This window comes from Mycobacterium lehmannii (genome assembly GCF_002245535.1).
GTDB classification, from domain to species: Bacteria; Actinomycetota; Actinomycetes; order Mycobacteriales; family Mycobacteriaceae; genus Mycobacterium; species Mycobacterium lehmannii.
This window is the reverse complement of the sequence record NZ_NKCN01000026.1, coordinates 1-17,179: the sequence shown is the minus strand read 5'-3', so window position 1 is coordinate 17,179 and position 17,179 is coordinate 1. Positions and strand designations below refer to the sequence as shown.

General features: G+C 67.5%; 19 protein-coding genes. 5 read left to right on the top strand and 14 right to left on the bottom strand.

Annotated features, from left to right (window positions below):
- Positions 1–165: 165 nt before the first annotated feature.
- From CEX87_RS22430 to CEX87_RS22400, 7 genes are all read right to left on the bottom strand, one after another.
- Complete coding sequence (locus tag CEX87_RS22430) at positions 166–1,449, bottom strand: HNH endonuclease (RefSeq protein WP_066847554.1); 1,284 nt, start codon at positions 1,447–1,449, stop codon at positions 166–168.
- Positions 1,450–1,485: 36 nt separating this feature from the next.
- Entirely contained in the window at positions 1,486–1,746 is a 261-nt protein-coding gene (locus CEX87_RS22425) for a hypothetical protein (protein ID WP_064420206.1), read from the bottom strand.
- A 198-nt stretch (positions 1,747–1,944) separates the two neighbouring features.
- Positions 1,945–2,619, bottom strand: a complete 675-nt coding sequence (locus CEX87_RS22420) for a methyltransferase family protein (protein ID WP_064396664.1) — start codon at positions 2,617–2,619, stop codon at positions 1,945–1,947.
- Positions 2,620–2,630: 11 nt separating this feature from the next.
- Positions 2,631–4,247, bottom strand: a complete 1,617-nt coding sequence (locus CEX87_RS22415; RefSeq protein WP_064396663.1) for an ABC transporter permease — start codon at positions 4,245–4,247, stop codon at positions 2,631–2,633.
- On the bottom strand, positions 4,244–5,179 hold the full coding sequence (locus CEX87_RS22410) for an ABC transporter ATP-binding protein (RefSeq protein WP_064396662.1): 936 nt from the start codon (positions 5,177–5,179) through the stop codon (positions 4,244–4,246). Before CEX87_RS22410 ends, CEX87_RS22415 begins: the two co-directional genes overlap by 4 nt.
- Positions 5,142–5,840: a TetR/AcrR family transcriptional regulator gene (locus tag CEX87_RS22405; protein WP_064396660.1), complete on the bottom strand. Its 699-nt coding sequence runs from the start codon at positions 5,838–5,840 to the stop codon at positions 5,142–5,144. Before CEX87_RS22405 ends, CEX87_RS22410 begins: the two co-directional genes overlap by 38 nt.
- Before the next feature lie 172 nt (positions 5,841–6,012).
- The gene (locus tag CEX87_RS22400; protein ID WP_064396721.1) at positions 6,013–6,672 is read right to left on the bottom strand and encodes an O-methyltransferase; all 660 of its coding nucleotides are present in this window, start codon (positions 6,670–6,672) and stop codon (positions 6,013–6,015) included.
- Between the two features lie 176 nt (positions 6,673–6,848).
- Here CEX87_RS22400 and sigE point away from each other — a divergent pair, with 176 nt between their 5' ends.
- The 4 genes from sigE to tatB all read left to right on the top strand — a co-directional run bounded on the left by sigE (position 6,849) and on the right by tatB (position 10,065).
- Complete coding sequence (gene sigE / locus CEX87_RS22395) at positions 6,849–7,631, top strand: RNA polymerase sigma factor SigE (protein ID WP_064396658.1); 783 nt, start codon at positions 6,849–6,851, stop codon at positions 7,629–7,631.
- Between the two features lie 76 nt (positions 7,632–7,707).
- Positions 7,708–8,103, top strand: a complete 396-nt coding sequence (rseA, locus tag CEX87_RS22390) for an anti-sigma E factor RseA (protein WP_064396719.1) — start codon at positions 7,708–7,710, stop codon at positions 8,101–8,103.
- A gap of 69 nt (positions 8,104–8,172) precedes the next feature.
- Positions 8,173–9,657 carry a serine protease HtrA gene (gene htrA, locus CEX87_RS22385; RefSeq protein WP_064396657.1) on the top strand — a complete coding sequence of 495 codons (1,485 nt, stop codon included), beginning with the start codon at positions 8,173–8,175 and terminating at the stop codon, positions 9,655–9,657.
- A gap of 3 nt (positions 9,658–9,660) precedes the next feature.
- Positions 9,661–10,065, top strand: a complete 405-nt coding sequence (gene tatB, locus CEX87_RS22380) for a Sec-independent protein translocase protein TatB (RefSeq protein ID WP_064396655.1) — start codon at positions 9,661–9,663, stop codon at positions 10,063–10,065.
- A gap of 12 nt (positions 10,066–10,077) precedes the next feature.
- Here the strand turns inward: tatB and CEX87_RS22375 are convergent, their stop codons facing one another.
- The 5 genes from CEX87_RS22375 to CEX87_RS22355 all read right to left on the bottom strand — a co-directional run bounded on the left by CEX87_RS22375 (position 10,078) and on the right by CEX87_RS22355 (position 15,369).
- Positions 10,078–10,701, bottom strand: coding sequence for a glycoside hydrolase (locus CEX87_RS22375; RefSeq protein WP_094289142.1), 624 nt, complete (start codon positions 10,699–10,701; stop codon positions 10,078–10,080).
- Between the two features lie 75 nt (positions 10,702–10,776).
- The gene (locus CEX87_RS22370) at positions 10,777–11,919 is read right to left on the bottom strand and encodes an Mrp/NBP35 family ATP-binding protein (protein ID WP_066847623.1); all 1,143 of its coding nucleotides are present in this window, start codon (positions 11,917–11,919) and stop codon (positions 10,777–10,779) included.
- Between the two features lie 34 nt (positions 11,920–11,953).
- On the bottom strand, positions 11,954–13,342 hold the full coding sequence (locus tag CEX87_RS22365; RefSeq protein WP_066847626.1) for a lytic transglycosylase domain-containing protein: 1,389 nt from the start codon (positions 13,340–13,342) through the stop codon (positions 11,954–11,956).
- 186 nt (positions 13,343–13,528) lie between these two features.
- Positions 13,529–14,080 (bottom strand): DUF1003 domain-containing protein, encoded by a 552-nt coding sequence (locus tag CEX87_RS22360; RefSeq protein ID WP_064396651.1) that lies wholly within the window; start codon positions 14,078–14,080, stop codon positions 13,529–13,531.
- Positions 14,077–15,369 carry a magnesium transporter MgtE N-terminal domain-containing protein gene (locus CEX87_RS22355; protein ID WP_064396649.1) on the bottom strand — a complete coding sequence of 431 codons (1,293 nt, stop codon included), beginning with the start codon at positions 15,367–15,369 and terminating at the stop codon, positions 14,077–14,079. Before CEX87_RS22355 ends, CEX87_RS22360 begins: the two co-directional genes overlap by 4 nt.
- Positions 15,370–15,394: 25 nt before the next feature.
- Between CEX87_RS22355 and CEX87_RS22350 the strand changes: the two genes are divergently transcribed.
- Positions 15,395–16,351: an HpcH/HpaI aldolase/citrate lyase family protein gene (locus CEX87_RS22350; RefSeq protein WP_094289138.1), complete on the top strand. Its 957-nt coding sequence runs from the start codon at positions 15,395–15,397 to the stop codon at positions 16,349–16,351.
- Positions 16,352–16,354: 3 nt separating this feature from the next.
- Here the strand turns inward: CEX87_RS22350 and CEX87_RS22345 are convergent, their stop codons facing one another.
- On the bottom strand, positions 16,355–16,819 hold the full coding sequence (locus CEX87_RS22345; RefSeq protein WP_082694006.1) for a DUF4190 domain-containing protein: 465 nt from the start codon (positions 16,817–16,819) through the stop codon (positions 16,355–16,357).
- A 4-nt stretch (positions 16,820–16,823) separates the two neighbouring features.
- On the bottom strand, positions 16,824–17,179 hold a 356-nt coding region (locus tag CEX87_RS27000), incomplete at its 5' end, for a DUF4190 domain-containing protein (protein WP_142301117.1).

Here is a 17,179-nt window from a genome sequence, read left to right as displayed (position 1 = left end):
TCCGTAAAGCTGCACAAGGGGCGACGAATACCTCAACATCCGCGCCGGCGAATACCGTGTCGGGACCGTGGGGTGCGCCTCTGTATACGGCGAATCGTAGAGCCGTACCGGCTCCATGACACCGTTGGCAGCAGCCAGGACTGACAAGCGATGAACAACCCCGAATCAGGCAGCGTCGCGCCAGGCGATTTCGTCGGCGAAGGCGATTTCGACCTTGCTTGCCGGCGAAGGCGGCCGGCCGGGCAGCGGTGGCGCTTTAGATCGGTGGCGGGCACCGGTCGGCGTAGTGACCTCGGCGCTGTGGGTGCTCTCCCCGTCACGTCGGGTGGTGACCCGCCATCCCGGAGCTTCTTTGGCGTAATTGCAGGCTTCGCAGTTGCCGACGCCGTTGAGCTCGCTGGTCTCCCCGCCCACGCCGTGCGGAGTGGCATGGTCGGTATGCCGGATGGGGGCATCGCAGTATGGCGTGCGACATGTGTCATCTCGGAAGGCGATGAACTGCGCGAGGACTTTCGGGAACAAACGAGCTCGCGACTCCATGGCGACCAACGCGCCGGATGACGGATGACGGTACAGCCGACGCAGCGTGGCTTTCGAACGCTCGTCGGTGACGGCTCGGCTCGCCAATCGGCACGCGACCGAGGCAGGAATCGGTCCGTAACCCGGAACGCGTGCGGGAGTCGTGTCACCGCCGAGTAGCGTCTCGTCGGTGATGATTAGGTCGACGGCGACCGGCACCGAAACGTCTGCAGGCTGGCCGGTGATGCGTTCGAAGAGGGTGTCGGCCATGATCTGGCCCCGGCTGCGATCGTCGAAGGTGGTGTCGGCGGCGCGTTTGAGGGCCGCGTAGACGGACACACCCTGGGGCATGGGCAGCAGCGCGGTCACATAGGCCATGGTGTCGGGGGCTGGACGGATCGTCACAGTACGCTCGCGCACGGCGCGTACGGCGCGGTCGACGATCGCTTGTGGATCGAGTTCATTGGCAATGGCTTTGGCGTCGGCGGCGATGCGCTTGTCGCCTTTGCCTTCGAGTTCGGATTGATCCGCGCACATCCGGACATCGAGTTTTCCGCGGTCTTCCACGGTTAAACAGGCGGATTCGCGGACGATCAGGGTGGCACGCCACTCGGAGAGCGCGCCGGCCTCCAGGGCGGCCAGCGTGTGGGGCATCTCGTGCACCAAAGCTCGCGCGAAACCGAGATGACGGCCGCCGCGGTTAGGGGAATCGTTGCGGGCCAGCGCGATTTCGTTGGCCAAGCCGCGACCACGCTTGGCTGCGGGCACGCCCTCGGCGGCCTCGCGGGCGCGGCGCTTTTGGTCCAGTGCCGCGGTCAACCGGGCCTGTCTAGCAGCGGCGACAGACTTGAAGTGCTCGAGTTCGGCGATGCAGTCAACCAGCGTCGCCTCATCGCCATCGGTGTCGATGACTGCCAGTGATTCGAACATATGTGCGAGTCTAGCTGATGCGGGGGACAAATCTCATCACCAGCTCATCTTCATCGGGATGTCGTCGATCAGGTCCACAACGCGCGACAGCATGGCCAGGTTCGGGATGGTGGAGCGGGCATCTCTCATGTGCTCGGAGCACGTCGACCCGTCACCGCCCAATCCGCGCAGGAACGGAAGCATCTTCTGGCCGACGCTGTCGAACATGATGGCCGTTCGTTCGATCGGTGTGAAATACCCCCACCAGAAGGCATCCCATACGCGGTGGACCTTGCTTTTCAGATCTCCGGTGATCACCAGTCAGTACTCATTGCGCGGACCGGAACCCAACTTTATAAATTGAGGCACTGACATTCCGTCACATCGCTGTCGTCGAGCGCTTCCCGAAGCTCAACGCGGGCTGCACAGCCAAGACGGCTCGACCGGCGCATCCCATCCGCGCTTCTCTGCGACTAAGAACTTCCGCCGGATGCGATGGCTCGACAAAGGTTCCCGTCACCACACTCCAGGTATCAGCCGATACCGAACCTGGTCGAGGTATGCGCTGTAACCGGCCAATTGCTGCCGCAGCATCTTCTCCTCGTCGTCGATGCGCGCGACGAGCAGCAGCAGGACGGGCAGGATGGCGGCCAGTCCCCAGTACGAGTCCAGCGCGAGCGGGGTACCGAGCAACATGGTCAGCGTGCCGGCGTACATCGGGTGTCGCACGACGCCGTACAGTCCGGTCGAGACCAGCGACTGACCCGACTCCACGGTGATCGTGGCTGCGGCATAATCGTTTTGGATGATGACGAGCTGAGAAAGCGTCAGACCCGTCCACACCAGCACATTGCCGAGCACCACCACCGCCGTCGGCACTGTCGACCATCCAAAGCGATGGTCCAGTGCGCTGACCACCAGCACGACGACCACCATCAAGACGATCCCCGCGATGAGGACCCTCTGTACCGGTCGGGTTTCTGCGAACGGGCCCGCCCTCATACGCCTGCGCAACGCGTCGGGACGCTTGATGACGAGATAGATGGTTGGTCCCATCGTGCCGACGATGAACACCGCGATGAAAACCCAAGCGTGCCAATAGTCGAACGTCCCGGCCGGCCAGAACAGCGCCGCGGCGAAGAACGCGAATCCGAACGCGGCCGACGCTAATACCTGCAGAGCGGTCTTCATGTCTGCTCCTTTCAGACCACGTCGCGGTGCCGGTACAGCGCACCGGCCACCCACGTCAGGGCGGCGGCGAGTACCGCCAGAAGGACGAGCGTGGCCACCGAATAGTCGATCGGCGCGGTCGTGCGTCCGATCGGAGAGAGGTCGATCAGCCACTGCGGCAACCGCAACAACGGGCCGAGGTACAGCGCGGTGACGACGAACGCTACCGCCAGCCAACCCAGCACGGGCCGCTGCATCGCGACGGCCACCGCCGCCACGGACGCCATCACCCCCAGTGCGGGAACGAAGGCCAGGCCGGCGAGCGTCAGGCGCAGCACCGTGTTTGGTTCGCCGACCGTGAGTCCCGCGCCCAACCCGTTGCCGAGTCCGGCGGCGAACATCAGCACCACCGAACCGAGCACCGCCGATACGACGGCCGTCGTCAGCCAGCGCCATCGCGACACCGCTCCGGCCAGCACGGCTTCCCCCAGGCCGTTGCCCTCGTCGGTGTGAACCCGCAGCGCGGCGGCGACGACGTACGCGCTCGCCGCGGCCGCGAGGAACTGGGTCATCGTGGTGTACACGCCGTCGGTGCCCTGCTGGGCCATCATCAGCCGGATCACGTCGTTGGTCTCGGCCGCGTCGAGCAGGGATTTGGTCATCGACCCGAATGCCAGGCCGCCGAGGAACAATCCGATGGTCCAGCCGACGGTCTGACCTCGCTGCAGCGTCAGGTGCAGACCCAGCACACCCCTGATGGGGCGGGCGTCGGGATGCTCACCGGTGGACGGAATGACACCGGCGTCGTACTGGCGCCTGCCCTCCAGCGCCGCAGCCAGTGCGATGAGGGCGACGGTGAGCGCGATCAGCAGCGCCAACGGCCACCACCGCAGATCGACGAACGCGCGCATCTGTTGGGCCCACGCGATCGGGGAGAACCAACTCAGCGCACTGCCGGAATTGTCGATCACATCGCCGATTCCACGGACCACCGCAGCGACCGCCAGCACGGCCATGGCCGCGCCGGACGCCGTACGCGACTGGCGCCACAACTGCGCGGTCACCGCGGCCACGGAGCCGAAAAGCATGGCCACCCCGGTCACGCCGAGACACATCGCCGCAGTGTCGATGAGCGAGAAGCCGCTCGCGGCCATCGCCAGCGTCATCGTCACGGTGAGCATCACGTTGACCACGCCGACCAGGATCAGTGCCGCTGCGGTTCGCGCATAGCGGCCCACGACCGATGACAGCACCAACTCGGCTGCGCCGCTTTCCTCTTCGGCCCGGGTATGGCGAATCACCGTGAGGATCGCGAGAATCGACGTGGCGACGATCAGCGTCAGCATCATCTCGTTCGCGATCATCGCGCCGAGGTCGGTCTCGTTGCGCCCGAACATGGGTCCGCCCATCATCATTCCCGCGGGCGTCCTCAGCAGATCCACGCGCGTGAGCCGCTGCGCCTCTTCGGGATAGGCCAGCTCCATCGCGGCGGGCGCATAGGCCATCAGCATCGTCAGGACGGCGACCCAGACGCTGAGCCGGAGCCGGTCCCGGCGCAGAGCCAGGCGCAGCAGGTCTGCGGTGCCCGTCCAGGCGTTCGAACGGCCATGCCGTTGCGTGCGCGGCGCGGACACCGTCATCGTCGTCATCGCGCGACCCCCCGATACTCGCGCAGGAACATGTCTTCCAGAGACGCCGGTGTGACGGTCAGGTCGAGGATCCCGAGCTCGGTCAGAATGCCCATCGCGCGGTCAAGATCGTTGCGGTCGACCGAGAAGACGTAGTGCCCGTCGGTGACCGCGAAGTCGTGGACGAACGGCTCGCCCCGAAGGCGCTGGCCGTCGTTGCGGGTGCGTGCGGTCACGGTCGTGCGCATCAGGTGCCGCAGCTCCGCGAGGGTGCCGGCGCGCACGGTGCGACCGGCGCGGATGATCGTGACGCTGTCACACAGCTTTTCGACCTCGGCCAGGATGTGGCTCGACAACAGCACCGCAGCGCCGCGCTGGACGACTTCACCCACGCACTCCTGAAAAGCCTTCTCCATCAACGGATCCAGGCCAGACGTCGGCTCATCGAGGATGTAGAGCTCGGCGGCGGTGGAAAACGCGGCGATGATGGCGACCTTCTGCCGGTTGCCCTTGGAGTAGGTACGGGCCTTCTTGTGCGGGTCGAGTTCGAAGCGCTCGATCAGCTGATCCCGCCGGGCCGTGTCCACGCCGTTGCCGCGCAGCCGGGCCAGGAAGTCGATCGCCTGCAGCCCGGTTAAGTTGGGCCACAACGTCACATCGCCCGGCACATAGGCGATCCGGCGGTGCAGTGCCACCGCATCATGCCAGGGATCGCCGCCGAGCAGCCGCACCGTGCCGCTGTCCGCCCGCAACAGGCCGAGCAACACGCGGATTGTGGTCGACTTGCCCGCGCCGTTCGGGCCGAGAAAGCCGGTGATCTGTCCCGGCGCCACCGTCAAATCCAGTCCGTCGAGCGCCTTGGTCCGTCCGAAAGCCTTTGTCAGTCCGCGAACTTCGACGGCAGGTCCGTTGAAGTCAGCCTGCCGCCGATGGTGCGCTGTCTGAGCCGTCATCGCGATCTCCTTCTTCCCCGGTGGTGAACGGGATGCCTTTCTCGCGCTGGGCGAGGAACGCGTCGTACATGGTCGAGTCGGCCATCAGCCCTTCGGTGTAGAGCTCGAGGGCGGGCAACACCATGTCCTCGCTGTAATCACGCAACACGGCCCGCAGATCGGTGGGATTGTCGTGCAGCTGCAGATACAGCAAGAAGCCGCCTCCGCCGATCATCCCGAGGTACCGGGCCCTTGCGCGGGGGTCACGGCTCGGCTTGAGTACACCCGATCGAACGCCTTCGTCGGTGTACTGCTCGACCTGGTCGATCATGCGACGCCAGAACGACTTCGCCAGCTCGCTGCCGGACTGCATGCTGCGAACCAGGTACGCCATCAACGGCGCATAGGACTCGATCTCGGCCATCTGGGCGAGCCAGGTCGCCGGATCGCTGGTTTGCATCGACTCGGTCTTGGCTTGGCGGATCTCGTCGGCGATGAAGTCGTCGCACGCCTTGCGCAGTCCGTCCTTGGAGCCGAAGTGGTGAATGACCAGCGCGGCCGACACCCCCGCCGCCTCGGCGATGGTTCGGAGGCCGACGTTGAACCCGTGCTGGCCCCACTGGTCGATCGCGGCATCGCGAATCCGGGCGACGGCCGTGAGATCGTTCGAAGCTGAACGCACGTTCAGTAGACTAAACGCACGTTCAGTCGGTGGTCAAGATGCATGAAAGAGCACGCCGAGATCTGCATGAGGGTCGCGATCGCGCGGCGAGCGCGACCACTGTGCAGAACTCGGCGACCGCAGAACTCGGCGACCGCAGAACTCGGCGACCCGAGGGAACAGCGGAGAGATTTCAGTCGCGCGCGGCGGCGAGCAGGCCGTCGCCCAGCGGGATCAACACCGGGGTGAGCCGGTCGTCCTCGGCGATCAGCCGGGTGGCCTCGCGCACGGCCGCCACCTCGGCGTCGTTGGCGGTGGCGTCGCCGGCCCGGCCCCCGAGCGCCGCGCGGTGCAGCACGATCGCCCCGCCCGGGCGCAGCAACCGGACGGCTTCGGCGACGAACTGCGGCTGATCCAGCGGATCGGCGTCGACGAACACCAGGTCGTACGACTCGTCGGCGAGGCGGGTCAGCACTTCTTGGGCGCGCCCGCTGATCAGACGGCTGCGCCCGGGTCCGATCCCGGCCTCGGTGAACGCCTGCTTGGCGATGCGCTGATGCTCGGGTTCGACGTCGATCGTGGTCAGTACGCCGTCTTCGCGCATACCCGACAGCAGCCACAGTCCGCTGACCCCGGCGCCGGTCCCGACCTCCACGACGGCCTTGGCGGAGGTCAGCTTGGCGAACACGCACAGCAGCGCGCCGACCGCGGGGGTGACGGCGCCTGCGCCGATGTCGAGGGCGCGTTCGCGCGCCGCGGCGACGATGGCGTCCTCGGAGATCGACTGCTCGGCGTGCGAGACGATGGAGTCGGCACGGCTGTGCGGTCCGATGACGTCGTCGGTGCCGGCCATGCCCGCAGCGTAGCCAACCGGTGCGGGCCAGCATCGCGACACGCCCGTTCGCGACGACCCGATCATGCGAATTTTCAGCGGGTTCGCGCAGGTCAAAAATGGGTAGGAAAGCTTTCTCAGGAAATGTTCAGTTTGCTCATATGCCAGGCACGGAACGGTCGGAGACGGTATGTCCCATGGAAAACGGCGGACGCTGGCATCCAGGGGACCAACCAGGGAATACCTATGCGGATCTCCGCGTTGCGGGCAGTAACGAACCGCCGCACCGTGATGGCGGCTGTGACCAGGAGGATCTGACGACCACCATCAAGATGGCGCCGACTTCGATGTCCCACCTCGAACAGTTCGCGGATGGGGAATGGGTCGAGCCTTCCGACGAAATGACCGGCACCGCGGTGTTCGACGCCACGGGCGACAAATCGACCATGCCCTCATGGGACGAGCTGGTACGCCAGCACGCCGACCGGGTGTACCGGCTGGCCTACCGTCTGTCGGGTAATCAGCACGACGCCGAGGACCTCACCCAGGAGACGTTCATCCGGGTGTTCCGCTCGCTGCAGAACTATCAGCCCGGCACGTTCGAGGGCTGGCTGCACCGCATCACCACCAACTTGTTCCTCGACATGGTGCGTAGACGCGGCCGCATCCGTATGGAGGCGCTTCCCGAGGACTACGACCGCGTTCCGGCCGACGATCCCAACCCCGAGCAGATCTACCACGACTCGCGGCTCGGTCCTGACCTGCAAGCCGCGCTGGATTCGTTGCCGCCGGAGTTTCGCGCCGCCGTGGTGCTGTGCGACATCGAGGGACTGTCCTACGAGGAGATCGGCGCGACGCTCGACGTCAAGTTGGGCACCGTGCGCAGCCGCATCCACCGCGGGCGGCAGGCGCTCCGCGACTACCTGGCCAACCACGGCGAGACCGGGGTTGGCAACGGCGACGCGGCCAAAACGGCCTGACGTTCGCGGGCATCCGCACAGCGCGCCGCGCTACATTCGAATGGACGCCGTGACACGCAGCGAGAGGAGCGGGGCGATGGTCGACCCGGGACACGTGTTCCGCCGGGCCTTCTCGTGGTTGCCCTCTCAGTTCGCCTCCCAGAGCGACGCGCCCGTCGGGCCGCGAGAGTTCGGCTCCACTGAGCACCTCTCGACCGAGGCCGTCGCCGCCTTCGTCGACGGTGAACTGAGGCTGACCCCGCATCTGCGCGCCGCCCACCACTTATCGCTGTGCCCGCAGTGCGCCGCCGAGGTCGAGGCCCAGCGCCAAGCGCGCGCGGCGTTGCGGGAGTGCCGGCCGGTCGCCATGCCGAGCTCGCTGCTGGGCCTGTTGTCCGAGATCCCGCACCATGCTCCACCGGAGCCGCCCGTCGAGACGCAGCAGTCCCAGTTTGCTGACAGCACACAGCGTTCTCGGCGCAAGCGCCGGTAGGGTAAGTGCGAAGACCAGCAGCGATCCGCGCCGGCATTCGCAGGCGCTTTCACAGAGGGTGATGACCGGGTGACCAATCTCGACCAGACCGGGCGTGAACGCCTGGAACCGCGCCCTGTCTCGCGGCCGCCCGTCGATCCGGCGGCGCAGCGCGCATTCGGCAGGCCCGACGGTGTCGAGGGTTCGTTCGTGGGCCTCGACAAATATCGCGACCAAGGCGAGTTCACGCCGACCAACCAGCCGCCCGACCCGGTGCTGGCCGAGGCGTTCGGCAAGCCCCATCCCGGCGGCGACTCGCTGCAGCGCCATCCCGCCGACGCGGGCGCGCTCGAAGCCGAGCGGGATCAGGACACCGACTTGGCAGCCGACCCGTGGCGGGATCCGTCGGCGCCAGCCGCTCTTGGCGCCCCCGCCGTCCACGAGCCGCCGCGACCCCCGGCGAATGTCCCCACGGGCAAGTTGGGCGTGCGAGACGTGCTGTTCGGCGGCCGGGTGTCCTACGTCGCGCTGGCGATGTTGGCCATCATCGCGTTGGTGATCGGCTTCGCAGGCGGCTGGGTCGGCCGCAAGACCGCCGAGGTGGTCGAGGCGTTCACCACGTCGAAGGTCACGCTCGACACCACCGACAGCGGTCCGCCGCCCGAAGGTCATATCGCCAAAGTCGCTGCCGCCGTAGCTGATTCGGTGGTCACGGTGGAGGCGACCAGCGATCAGGAAGGTTCGCAGGGCTCCGGCGTCGTCATCGACGGACGCGGGTACATCGTCACCAACAACCACGTCATCTCCGAGGCCGCCAACAACCCGAGCAAGTACAAGATGAAGATCGTCTTCAACGACGGCAAAGAGGTGCCCGCCAACCTCGTTGGCCGCGACCCCAAGACCGACCTGGCCGTGCTGAAGGTCGACAACGTCGACAACCTGACCGTGGCGCAGATGGGCGACTCGGACAAGCTACGCGTGGGCGACGAGGTGATCGCCGCGGGCGCCCCGCTGGGTCTGCGCAGCACCGTCACGGCCGGAATCATCAGCGCGCTGCACCGCCCAGTGCCGCTGTCGGGCGACGGTTCCGACACCGACACCGTCATCGACGGTCTGCAGACCGATGCGCCGATCAACCACGGCAACTCCGGCGGCCCCCTGATCGACATGAACGGCAACGTGATCGGCATCAACACCGCCGGTAAGTCGCTGTCGGACAGCGCCAGCGGGCTAGGGTTCGCGATCCCGATCAACGAGGTCAAGACGGTCGTCGACTCGCTCATCCGCGAGGGCAAGATCGCCCACCCGACGCTGGGCCTGACCGCCCGCTCGGTCAGCAACGACATCGCCTCCGGCGCCCAGGTGGCCAACGTGAAGGCCGGCAGCCCCGCGGAAAAGGCGGGAATCCTGGAGAACGACGTCGTGGTCAAGGTCGGGGACCGCACCGTGGCCGACGCCGACGAGTTCGTCGTCGCCGTGCGTCAGCTCAAGATCGGCCAGGACGCACCGATCGAGGTGATGCGCGACGGCCGGCGGGTCACGCTGACCGTCAACCCGGGTCCCGACACCACATAGCCGATGTTCGCCAATATCGGCTGGGGCGAGATGCTGATCCTGGTGATCGCCGGTCTGGTGATCCTGGGACCCGAGCGGCTACCCGGCGCAATCCGGTGGACGACGGGCGCGCTGCGGCAGGCCCGCGACTACATCAGCGGCGCCACCAGTCAACTGCGGGAAGACCTCGGACCGGAGTTCGACGACCTGCGCGAGCCGCTCAGCGAGCTCAACAAGTTGCGCGGTATGACGCCGCGCGCCGCGCTCACCAAACATCTGCTCGACGGCGACGACTCGATCTTCACCGGCAACTTCGACCGCAAGCAGGCCGATAAGCCGATCTCCTCGACGGAGCCGCCTGCGCAGACGGCTCCGCCCGCAGCACCGCAAGCGCCCGCGACGACACCGTTCGACACCGACGCCACATAAAGCGGCGAGAGCTCAGATGAAATAGTCCTCGTCGCCGGTCGGGTATCCGCCGCCGTTGGTGGCGATGTGGACATGGTCGAAGTGGTTAGCGGTTTCGTTGCCGTAGTCGGCCGTCCAACTGGGTGCCCCGACGCCCGGGTAGAAGCCCTGCCGCCAGATCACATGGATCACACCCCAGCGCTCCGCGTTCGCCAACGCGATCCCGGCGATCTGGTTACCGAGCGCGATGCCCGCTTCGCTGCCGTGGTTCGGGATCATCACGTCGATCGCCAGGCCGTTCGGGTGCCACCGCAGCGGGTCTTGGCGGTATCCGCCGATCGTCTTGACTTCGGGGAACAACACGCTGATCGCGCGGGCCACCCGAATCGTGTTGACCTGCAACCCGTTTTCGGGCGTGATACCGGCGGGCAACGCGAACGGGGTCGCTGCCGTGGCGACGGGCGCGCTGGCCGCGAGCAACTCCGCTTCGGTGGGTGTGTTGACCCTGGGGGCGGCCGCAGGCGCATCCTGATGCCCGGCCGCGGGCGGGGCGGAATGCTGTGCCGCGGGTTCGGCGGTCTGAGCGTAGAACAGGGCGACGGACAGCGTGATGGACGCAACGAGCGCCAGCAACTTGCCGCGCCCGTTGGCTAACATCGCCCTACCCACGAACAGCACTGTAACGCCTTGTCGGACAGGGTGTGACGGAGTTCGGGCTCGGACACGCGACCGTTATCGACCGGCCGGGTCCAAACCCAGCGACATGCCCGCCAGTCCGCGTTTGCGGCTCGACAGGGCATCGGCGACGCTGCGCAACTCCTTACCGGCCGCCGAGTCCGGTGCGGAGAGCACCAGCGGGACGCCGGAGTCACCTGCCGTCACCAGTTCGGGGTCCAGCGGCACCTGGCCCAGCAACGGCACGTCGGCGCCGATCGCGCGCGACAACCGCTCAGCGACCTGTTTGCCGCCGCCTTCGCCGAAGATCTGCATGGTGGTGCCGTCGGGCAACGTCAGCCCGGCCATGTTCTCCACCACGCCGACGATGCGCTGACGGGTCTGCAGCGCGATCGCTCCTGCCCGCTCGGCCACCTCGGCGGCGGCCAGTTGGGGCGTCGTGACCACCAGGATCTCCGCGCCCGGAATCAGCTGGGCCACCGAGATCGCGACGTCGCCGGTGCCCGGCGGCAGGTCGAGCAGCAGCACGTCGAGGTCACCCCAGTAGACGTCGGCGAGGAACTGCTGCAGCGCACGGTGCAGCATCGGGCCGCGCCAGACCACCGGGGTGTTGCCCTGGGTGAACATCGCGATGGAGATGACCCGGACGTCGTGGGCGACCGGCGGAACGATCATCGACTCGACCTGGGTGGGCCGGTCCGTGATGCCCATCATGCGGGGAACGGAGTGCCCGTAGATGTCGGCGTCGAGCACTCCGACCGACACGCCACGCGCGGCCATGGCCGCGGCGAGGTTCACCGTGACGCTGGACTTGCCGACGCCACCCTTACCGGAGGCCACCGCGTAGACGCGGGTCAGCGAACCGGGCTGGGCGAACGGGATGACGGGCTCGCGCGAATCACCACGCAGTTGTTTGCGCAGTTCGGTGCGTTGTTCGTCGTTCATCACGTCGAGGGTGACCCGCACGGCACCGGTTCCCGGGACGTCGGCGACGGCCCGGCTGACCTGTTCGGAGATCTCGGTCTTCTTCGGGCACGCGGCGGTGGTCAGGTAGATCTCCACATGGACCGCCCCGTCACGTTCGACGGTGACGTTCTTGACCATGCCGAGCTCGGTGATCGGCCGCCGCAGCTCGGGGTCGATCACCTTGGCCAGCGCGCGACGGATCGCGGTTTCCAGGTCAGCGGGTGAATGAGACATCACCGTCGAGTCTAGGCCGACTCGACGGCGGCGCTTAACCGACGGGTCCCGGCGCCGGACCCGGCTGGGCCGCCGGGCCAGGGGCGGGTGCCGCCGGACCGGGTGCGGATGCTTGAGCCGGGCCTGGCGCGGGTGCCCCGACGGGAGCCGGACCGGGTGCGCCGACGGGAGCCGGTGCGCCGATCGGCGCGGGCCCAGGCTGCGGAGCACCCAGTGGTGCGGGCGGCCCCAACGGCGCCGGTGCGGGCGGAAGCATCGGGTTGGCTATCGGTGGCCCACCGAGTGCCGGCTGCAGCGGTGGCGCCGGGTTGTCCTCGATGCAGAACACCGCGCACTCGGGCCGTTGTGGCTGCATCCACGGCGGTGTCCACGGCGGCGGTTGCGCGGGGGCCTGTGGCGTCGCCGGTGCTTGCGGTGCCGGCCCTGGCAGGGGACCGAGCCGCTGACCAGGAACGAAGCCCGGCATATTGCCCATCCGGCTGGCTACCGAGTCGCGCTCGAGCAACGGCATCAACGCCAACGGATCGCCTTCTGGCAGTCCCAGAGCGTTGAGGGGCAGACCCGGCCCGAGGCCCTGGTACTCCTTCAGATCGGTGAGGTGCACGTTGGCGGGGGTGTCTTCCAACGTCGGGACCGATCCGGTGATCGGAGGCAGATCCATCGGCACGACGCCCGTCGCGTACGCCGCGGCCCAGCCCAGCACATTGCGCGCGTAGGCCACCGAGTTGTTGTAACGCAGGATCGCCGACATGACGTGGTTCGGGTCTCGCAGGTTCAGGTTGCCGCTGCACAGATAGCGGGCGGCGGCCAGTGACGAGTCGAACAGGTTCTGCACTTCGGCCTTGCCGTCGCCGTCGCCGTCGGAGGCGTACCGCGACCAGGTGCCCGGCAGGAACTGCATCGGTCCCATTGCGCGGGCGTAGGTGACGCGGTCGGCCACGCGGCTCTGCACGATGATCTCGTTGCCGGGCAGAGTGCCGTCGAGCGTGGGCCCGAAGATGGGGCGGATGGCCGTGCCACGGGCGTCGGTCGCGCCTCCGTTGGCGTGCATCGACTCGATGCGCCCGATACCGGCCAACAGGTTCCAGCTCAGGCCGCAGCCGGGGTAAGCGGACGCCATGATGCGCTCGGCGTTCCGGTACGCCGACAAGGCCATACCGGGAATACCCAGTGCGCCAGGCGAATTCACCACTGCGGCGGGCGGGGGAGCCGACACCGTCGAGGCGGCGATGTGGAAGGCCATCGGTTCCTTGGCGACGGCGACCACCGATGCGCCCGACCGGGCGCCCGGAGACGGTTCGACAGCGGCCAGTGGCGTCACCGCGGCATCCGAGGTCGGGGTCTGCGGGGACGGCGCCGAGGCGCCGACGCTGCCGGCCAGGATGATCGGGGTGATGATGGCCACGCCGAGGCCGGCGCGCATGCGGTTGGCGGATGCCAGCTTCTGCACGTGAGGGCCCGGGATTCGCCGCAGACGCCCCGTTTGGCGCCGCACGGCCTTGAGGGCGGCGGCTCCTCCCCTTATGTGCACTCAACCGTCCTATGTTTGCGATCGCTTGTGAACCAAGTCACCATACCTACTAGATAACCGCCGCGTTACAGCAATTCGTTAGCCACCTGCACTCGACTTTTTCGGCCGGCGCTCACCCGGGTCGCTCCGGCCAGCTTCGTCGTCGTCCGATCCGCCAGCCGGGTGCTGCAGGGAGGCCAGCATCTCGCGCATCTCGTCGAGTTCTCTGCGCAGGTAGTCGCGGGTGACCACCTCGCCGATCGCCAACCGCAGCGCGGCCAGTTCGCGGGCCAGGTATTCGGTGTCGGCCTTGGTCTGCAGGGCGCGGCGACGGTCTTCGTCCAGTGACACGCGGTCGCGGTTTTCCTGACGGTTCTGCGCCAGCAGGATCAGCGGTGCCGCGTAGGCCGCCTGGGTGGAGAACGCCAGGTTGAGCAGGATGAACGGATACGGGTCCCAGCGCAGCCCGACCGCGAACAGGTTCAACGTGATCCAGACGATCACGAGGATGGTCTGCCAGGCCAAGTAGCGCCCGGTGCCCAGGAACCGGGCGATGTTCTCGCTGACGTTCCCGACCGCCTCGGGATCGACGTTGAACGAGAACCGCCGCCGCGTGGCCAGCGGCGTATCGAGCCGGCTGCGGTCGCTCATGAGGTGCCTTCGGCGCCGGTGAGCTCGGGTTCGGTGGTCTCGCGCCAGTCGTGGGGCAGCAGATGGTCGAGCACGTCGTCGACCGACACGGCGCCCAGCAGGTGGCTCTCCTCGTCGACGACCGGCCCACACAACAGGTTGTAGGCGGCGAAGTAGCGCGTCACCGCGCCCAGCGAGTCGTCGGGGGACAGGTTGGGCAGATCGGTGTCCACGATGCCGCTGACCAGATCGGCAGGCGGCTCGCGCAGCAGGCGCTGCAGGTGCACACAACCCAGGTAGTGACCGGTGGGCGTGGCGGTCGGGGGGCGGGTGACGAACACCAACGAGGCCAACGCCGGGGTGAGGTCCGGGTCGCGGACCCGCGCGAGTGCTTCGGCGACGGTGGTGTCCGGGGCCAGCACGACGGGCTCGGATGTCATCAACCCGCCCGCGGTGTCGGGAGAGTGCGCCAGCAGGCGACGGACATCCTCGGAATCCTCGGGGTCCATGCGACGAAGGAACTGCTCGGCGTCGGTCGGCGTCATCGACCCGAGCAGGTCGGCGGCGTCGTCGGGGTCCATCGCCTCGAGGACGTCGGTGGCGCGGTCGGCCGGCAGCCTCCTGAGCACGTCGAGTTGGTCGTCTTCGGGCAACTCCTGCAGCACGTCGGCCAGCCGCTCGTCGTCGAAGGCGTTGACCAGTTCGTAGCGCCGCTTGGCAGGCAGCTCCCGGATCGCCTCGGCCACCTCGACGGCGCGCTGCCCCTCGAACTGGTCGAGTAGTTGCGCGACGCCCTGGCCGGGCATCGCCAGACCCGACGGTGTCAGGCCCTGAACGTCCTGCCAGTCCACCACGTGCACATTGGCGCGCCTGCCCAAGCGCCGGTGTGGGCGGACTGCGACCTTGGTGACCATCCAGTCGCGGGTGCGCGTCTGCTCGATGCCGAGATCGACGACGATCACATCGACGTTGGCCAGCTGCGGCAGGTCCGGATCGTCGACTCGGACGCGGGTTTCGATCACCTGCCCGAGCACGAGCACCTCACCGGGACGCTGGGCGAACCGGCGCAACGACACACTGCCGGTGGCAAGCGTCACCGCGCCGGGATCGATGGACGTCACCCGCAGAATCGGTACGAAAATCCTTCGCCGCGTGAGCATCTCGACAACCAAGCCGAGTACGCGGGGTTGCTGGCGCACCAGGCTGATGCTGACCACCACATCACGGACACGGCCGATGGATTCGCCGTCGGGGCCCAAGACCACCATCCCCGCGAGACGAGCCGCATAGACCCTGTTGACCGCCGCCATGCATCAAAGGGTAGAGAGTGTGGTTGTGGAAAACCGGTATCGACCCCGCCGAACGGTCCTTTCCGTTCCCGGGAGCAGCGCGAAAATGGTCGAGAAGGCGAAAACCCTGACCGCTGACGAGGTGTTCCTCGATCTCGAGGACGCCGTCGCGCCCGAGGCCAAAGCCGAGGCTCGTACCCGGGTGGCGACCGCTCTGGCGGAGCCGGGGTGGGCCGGTCAGCTGCGCGGTGTGCGGATCAACGACTGGACGACGCCGTGGACCTACGCCGACATCATCGAGGTGGTGGCGACCGCCGGTGCCGCACTCGACATCGTGGTCCTGCCCAAGGTCAGCGACGCCTCCCACATCCAGGCGCTGCACTTGTTGCTGAGCCAACTCGAGGCCACCCACGACCTCCCGGTCGGCCGCATCGGTATCGAGGCGCAGATCGAGAATGCGCAGGGCCTCACCAACATTGACGCGATCGCGGCCGCACCCCGGGTGCAGGCGCTGGTGCTGGGACCCGCCGACATGGCGGCCAGCTTGAACATGCGCACGCTCGAGGTCGGCGAGCAGCCGGAGGGCTACGACGTCGGCGATGCGCACCATCACGTGCTGATGCGCATTCTCGTGGCGGCGCGGACGCACGGCGTGCTCGCGATCGACGGTCCCTATCTGAAGATTCGCGACGTCGACGGCTTCCGCCGCGTCGCCGGCCGTTCCGCGGCGCTCGGATACGACGGCAAATGGGTGCTGCACCCCGACCAGATCGTCGCGGGCAACGAGATTTTCAGTCCCCGGCAGAAGGATTACGACCACGCCGAACTGATTCTCGAGGCCTACGAGTGGCACACCTCGCGCGCAGGCGGGGCAAGGGGCGCGGCCATGTTGGGCGACGAGATGATCGACGAGGCGAGTCGGAAGATGGCCCTGGTGATCGCCGGAAAGGGCCGCGCCGCAGGCATGCAGCGCCAAGGCGAGCCATTCCGTCCGCCGCAGTGACGCTCAGGCCCACAACCCTCCGGTGGCGAGCAGGCTCAGGTAAAGCAGTATGTAGACGACGAAGCCTGCGACCGCCAGCCCGCCGATGATCGTGCCCGCCAACGCAATTCCGAATCCGTCCTGTCCGGTGCGTTTGGTTTCGCGCATCGCCATGACACCGAGGATCACCCCGACGATGCACGTCACGCCGCAGCAGAACACCCCGACGAGCGAGCACACCAACGCGCCGATCGCCATCCCGTTCGTGCCCGCAGGACGGATCGGCCGGTAGGGGTCGTATCCGTAACTGCCGAGCGGGTAGTAGCCCTGATAAGGGTTAGGAGGAGAAGCCGGATAGGGCGGCGGATAACCCGGTGAGGGCGGCGTATCGAGCGGCGGCGGCAGCCCCGCATCGGTGGGGTAATCCACCGGTGCGAACGGGTCGGGCCTGCCGGTGTTCCCGACCCCGTCCTGGTCGCCGCCGCTCACTGGGTCAGGTGCTCAGCATGGCGATGCCGAAGACGATGTTGAGCAGCAGCGTCGCCGCGCCGACGGCAATGCCGGCGATCGCCAATCCGCGGCCGCCCTCGCCTGAGTTCTTGACCTGGTTCAGCGCCACGATGCCCAGCACGATGCCGATCAGCGAGCCGACACCACAGAGGACGCCGATCGCCGAGGCCACCAGCGAGCCGATCGCCAGACCGTTGGTCTTGTCCTGCGGCATGCCGTAACCGTCGGCATACCCGGGTGCGCCGTATCCCGCGTACGAGGGCGGAGCGCCGTAAGGGGAGGGCGCGCCATAGGGCGGCGGCGGTGGATAACCCTGGCCGGTGTTGGCGGGGTCAGGGT

Bases quoted from the DNA above. Each gene is read 5' to 3' on its own strand.
- CEX87_RS22430 (WP_066847554.1), bottom strand. From the start codon at position 1,449: ATGTTCGAATCACTGGCAGTCATCGACACCGATGGCGATGAGGCGACG.
- CEX87_RS22420 (WP_064396664.1), bottom strand. From the start codon at position 2,619: ATGAAGACCGCTCTGCAGGTATTAGCGTCGGCCGCGTTCGGATTCGCG.
- CEX87_RS22415 (WP_064396663.1), bottom strand. From the start codon at position 4,247: ATGACGACGATGACGGTGTCCGCGCCGCGCACGCAACGGCATGGCCGT.
- CEX87_RS22410 (WP_064396662.1), bottom strand. From the start codon at position 5,179: ATGACGGCTCAGACAGCGCACCATCGGCGGCAGGCTGACTTCAACGGA.
- CEX87_RS22400 (WP_064396721.1), bottom strand. From the start codon at position 6,672: ATGGCCGGCACCGACGACGTCATCGGACCGCACAGCCGTGCCGACTCC.
- sigE (WP_064396658.1), top strand. From the start codon at position 6,849: ATGGAAAACGGCGGACGCTGGCATCCAGGGGACCAACCAGGGAATACC.
- rseA (WP_064396719.1), top strand. From the start codon at position 7,708: ATGGTCGACCCGGGACACGTGTTCCGCCGGGCCTTCTCGTGGTTGCCC.
- tatB (WP_064396655.1), top strand. From the start codon at position 9,661: ATGTTCGCCAATATCGGCTGGGGCGAGATGCTGATCCTGGTGATCGCC.
- CEX87_RS22375 (WP_094289142.1), bottom strand. From the start codon at position 10,701: ATGTTAGCCAACGGGCGCGGCAAGTTGCTGGCGCTCGTTGCGTCCATC.
- CEX87_RS22370 (WP_066847623.1), bottom strand. From the start codon at position 11,919: ATGTCTCATTCACCCGCTGACCTGGAAACCGCGATCCGTCGCGCGCTG.
- CEX87_RS22365 (WP_066847626.1), bottom strand. From the start codon at position 13,342: ATGCGCGCCGGCCTCGGCGTGGCCATCATCACCCCGATCATCCTGGCC.
- CEX87_RS22360 (WP_064396651.1), bottom strand. From the start codon at position 14,080: ATGAGCGACCGCAGCCGGCTCGATACGCCGCTGGCCACGCGGCGGCGG.
- CEX87_RS22355 (WP_064396649.1), bottom strand. From the start codon at position 15,369: ATGGCGGCGGTCAACAGGGTCTATGCGGCTCGTCTCGCGGGGATGGTG.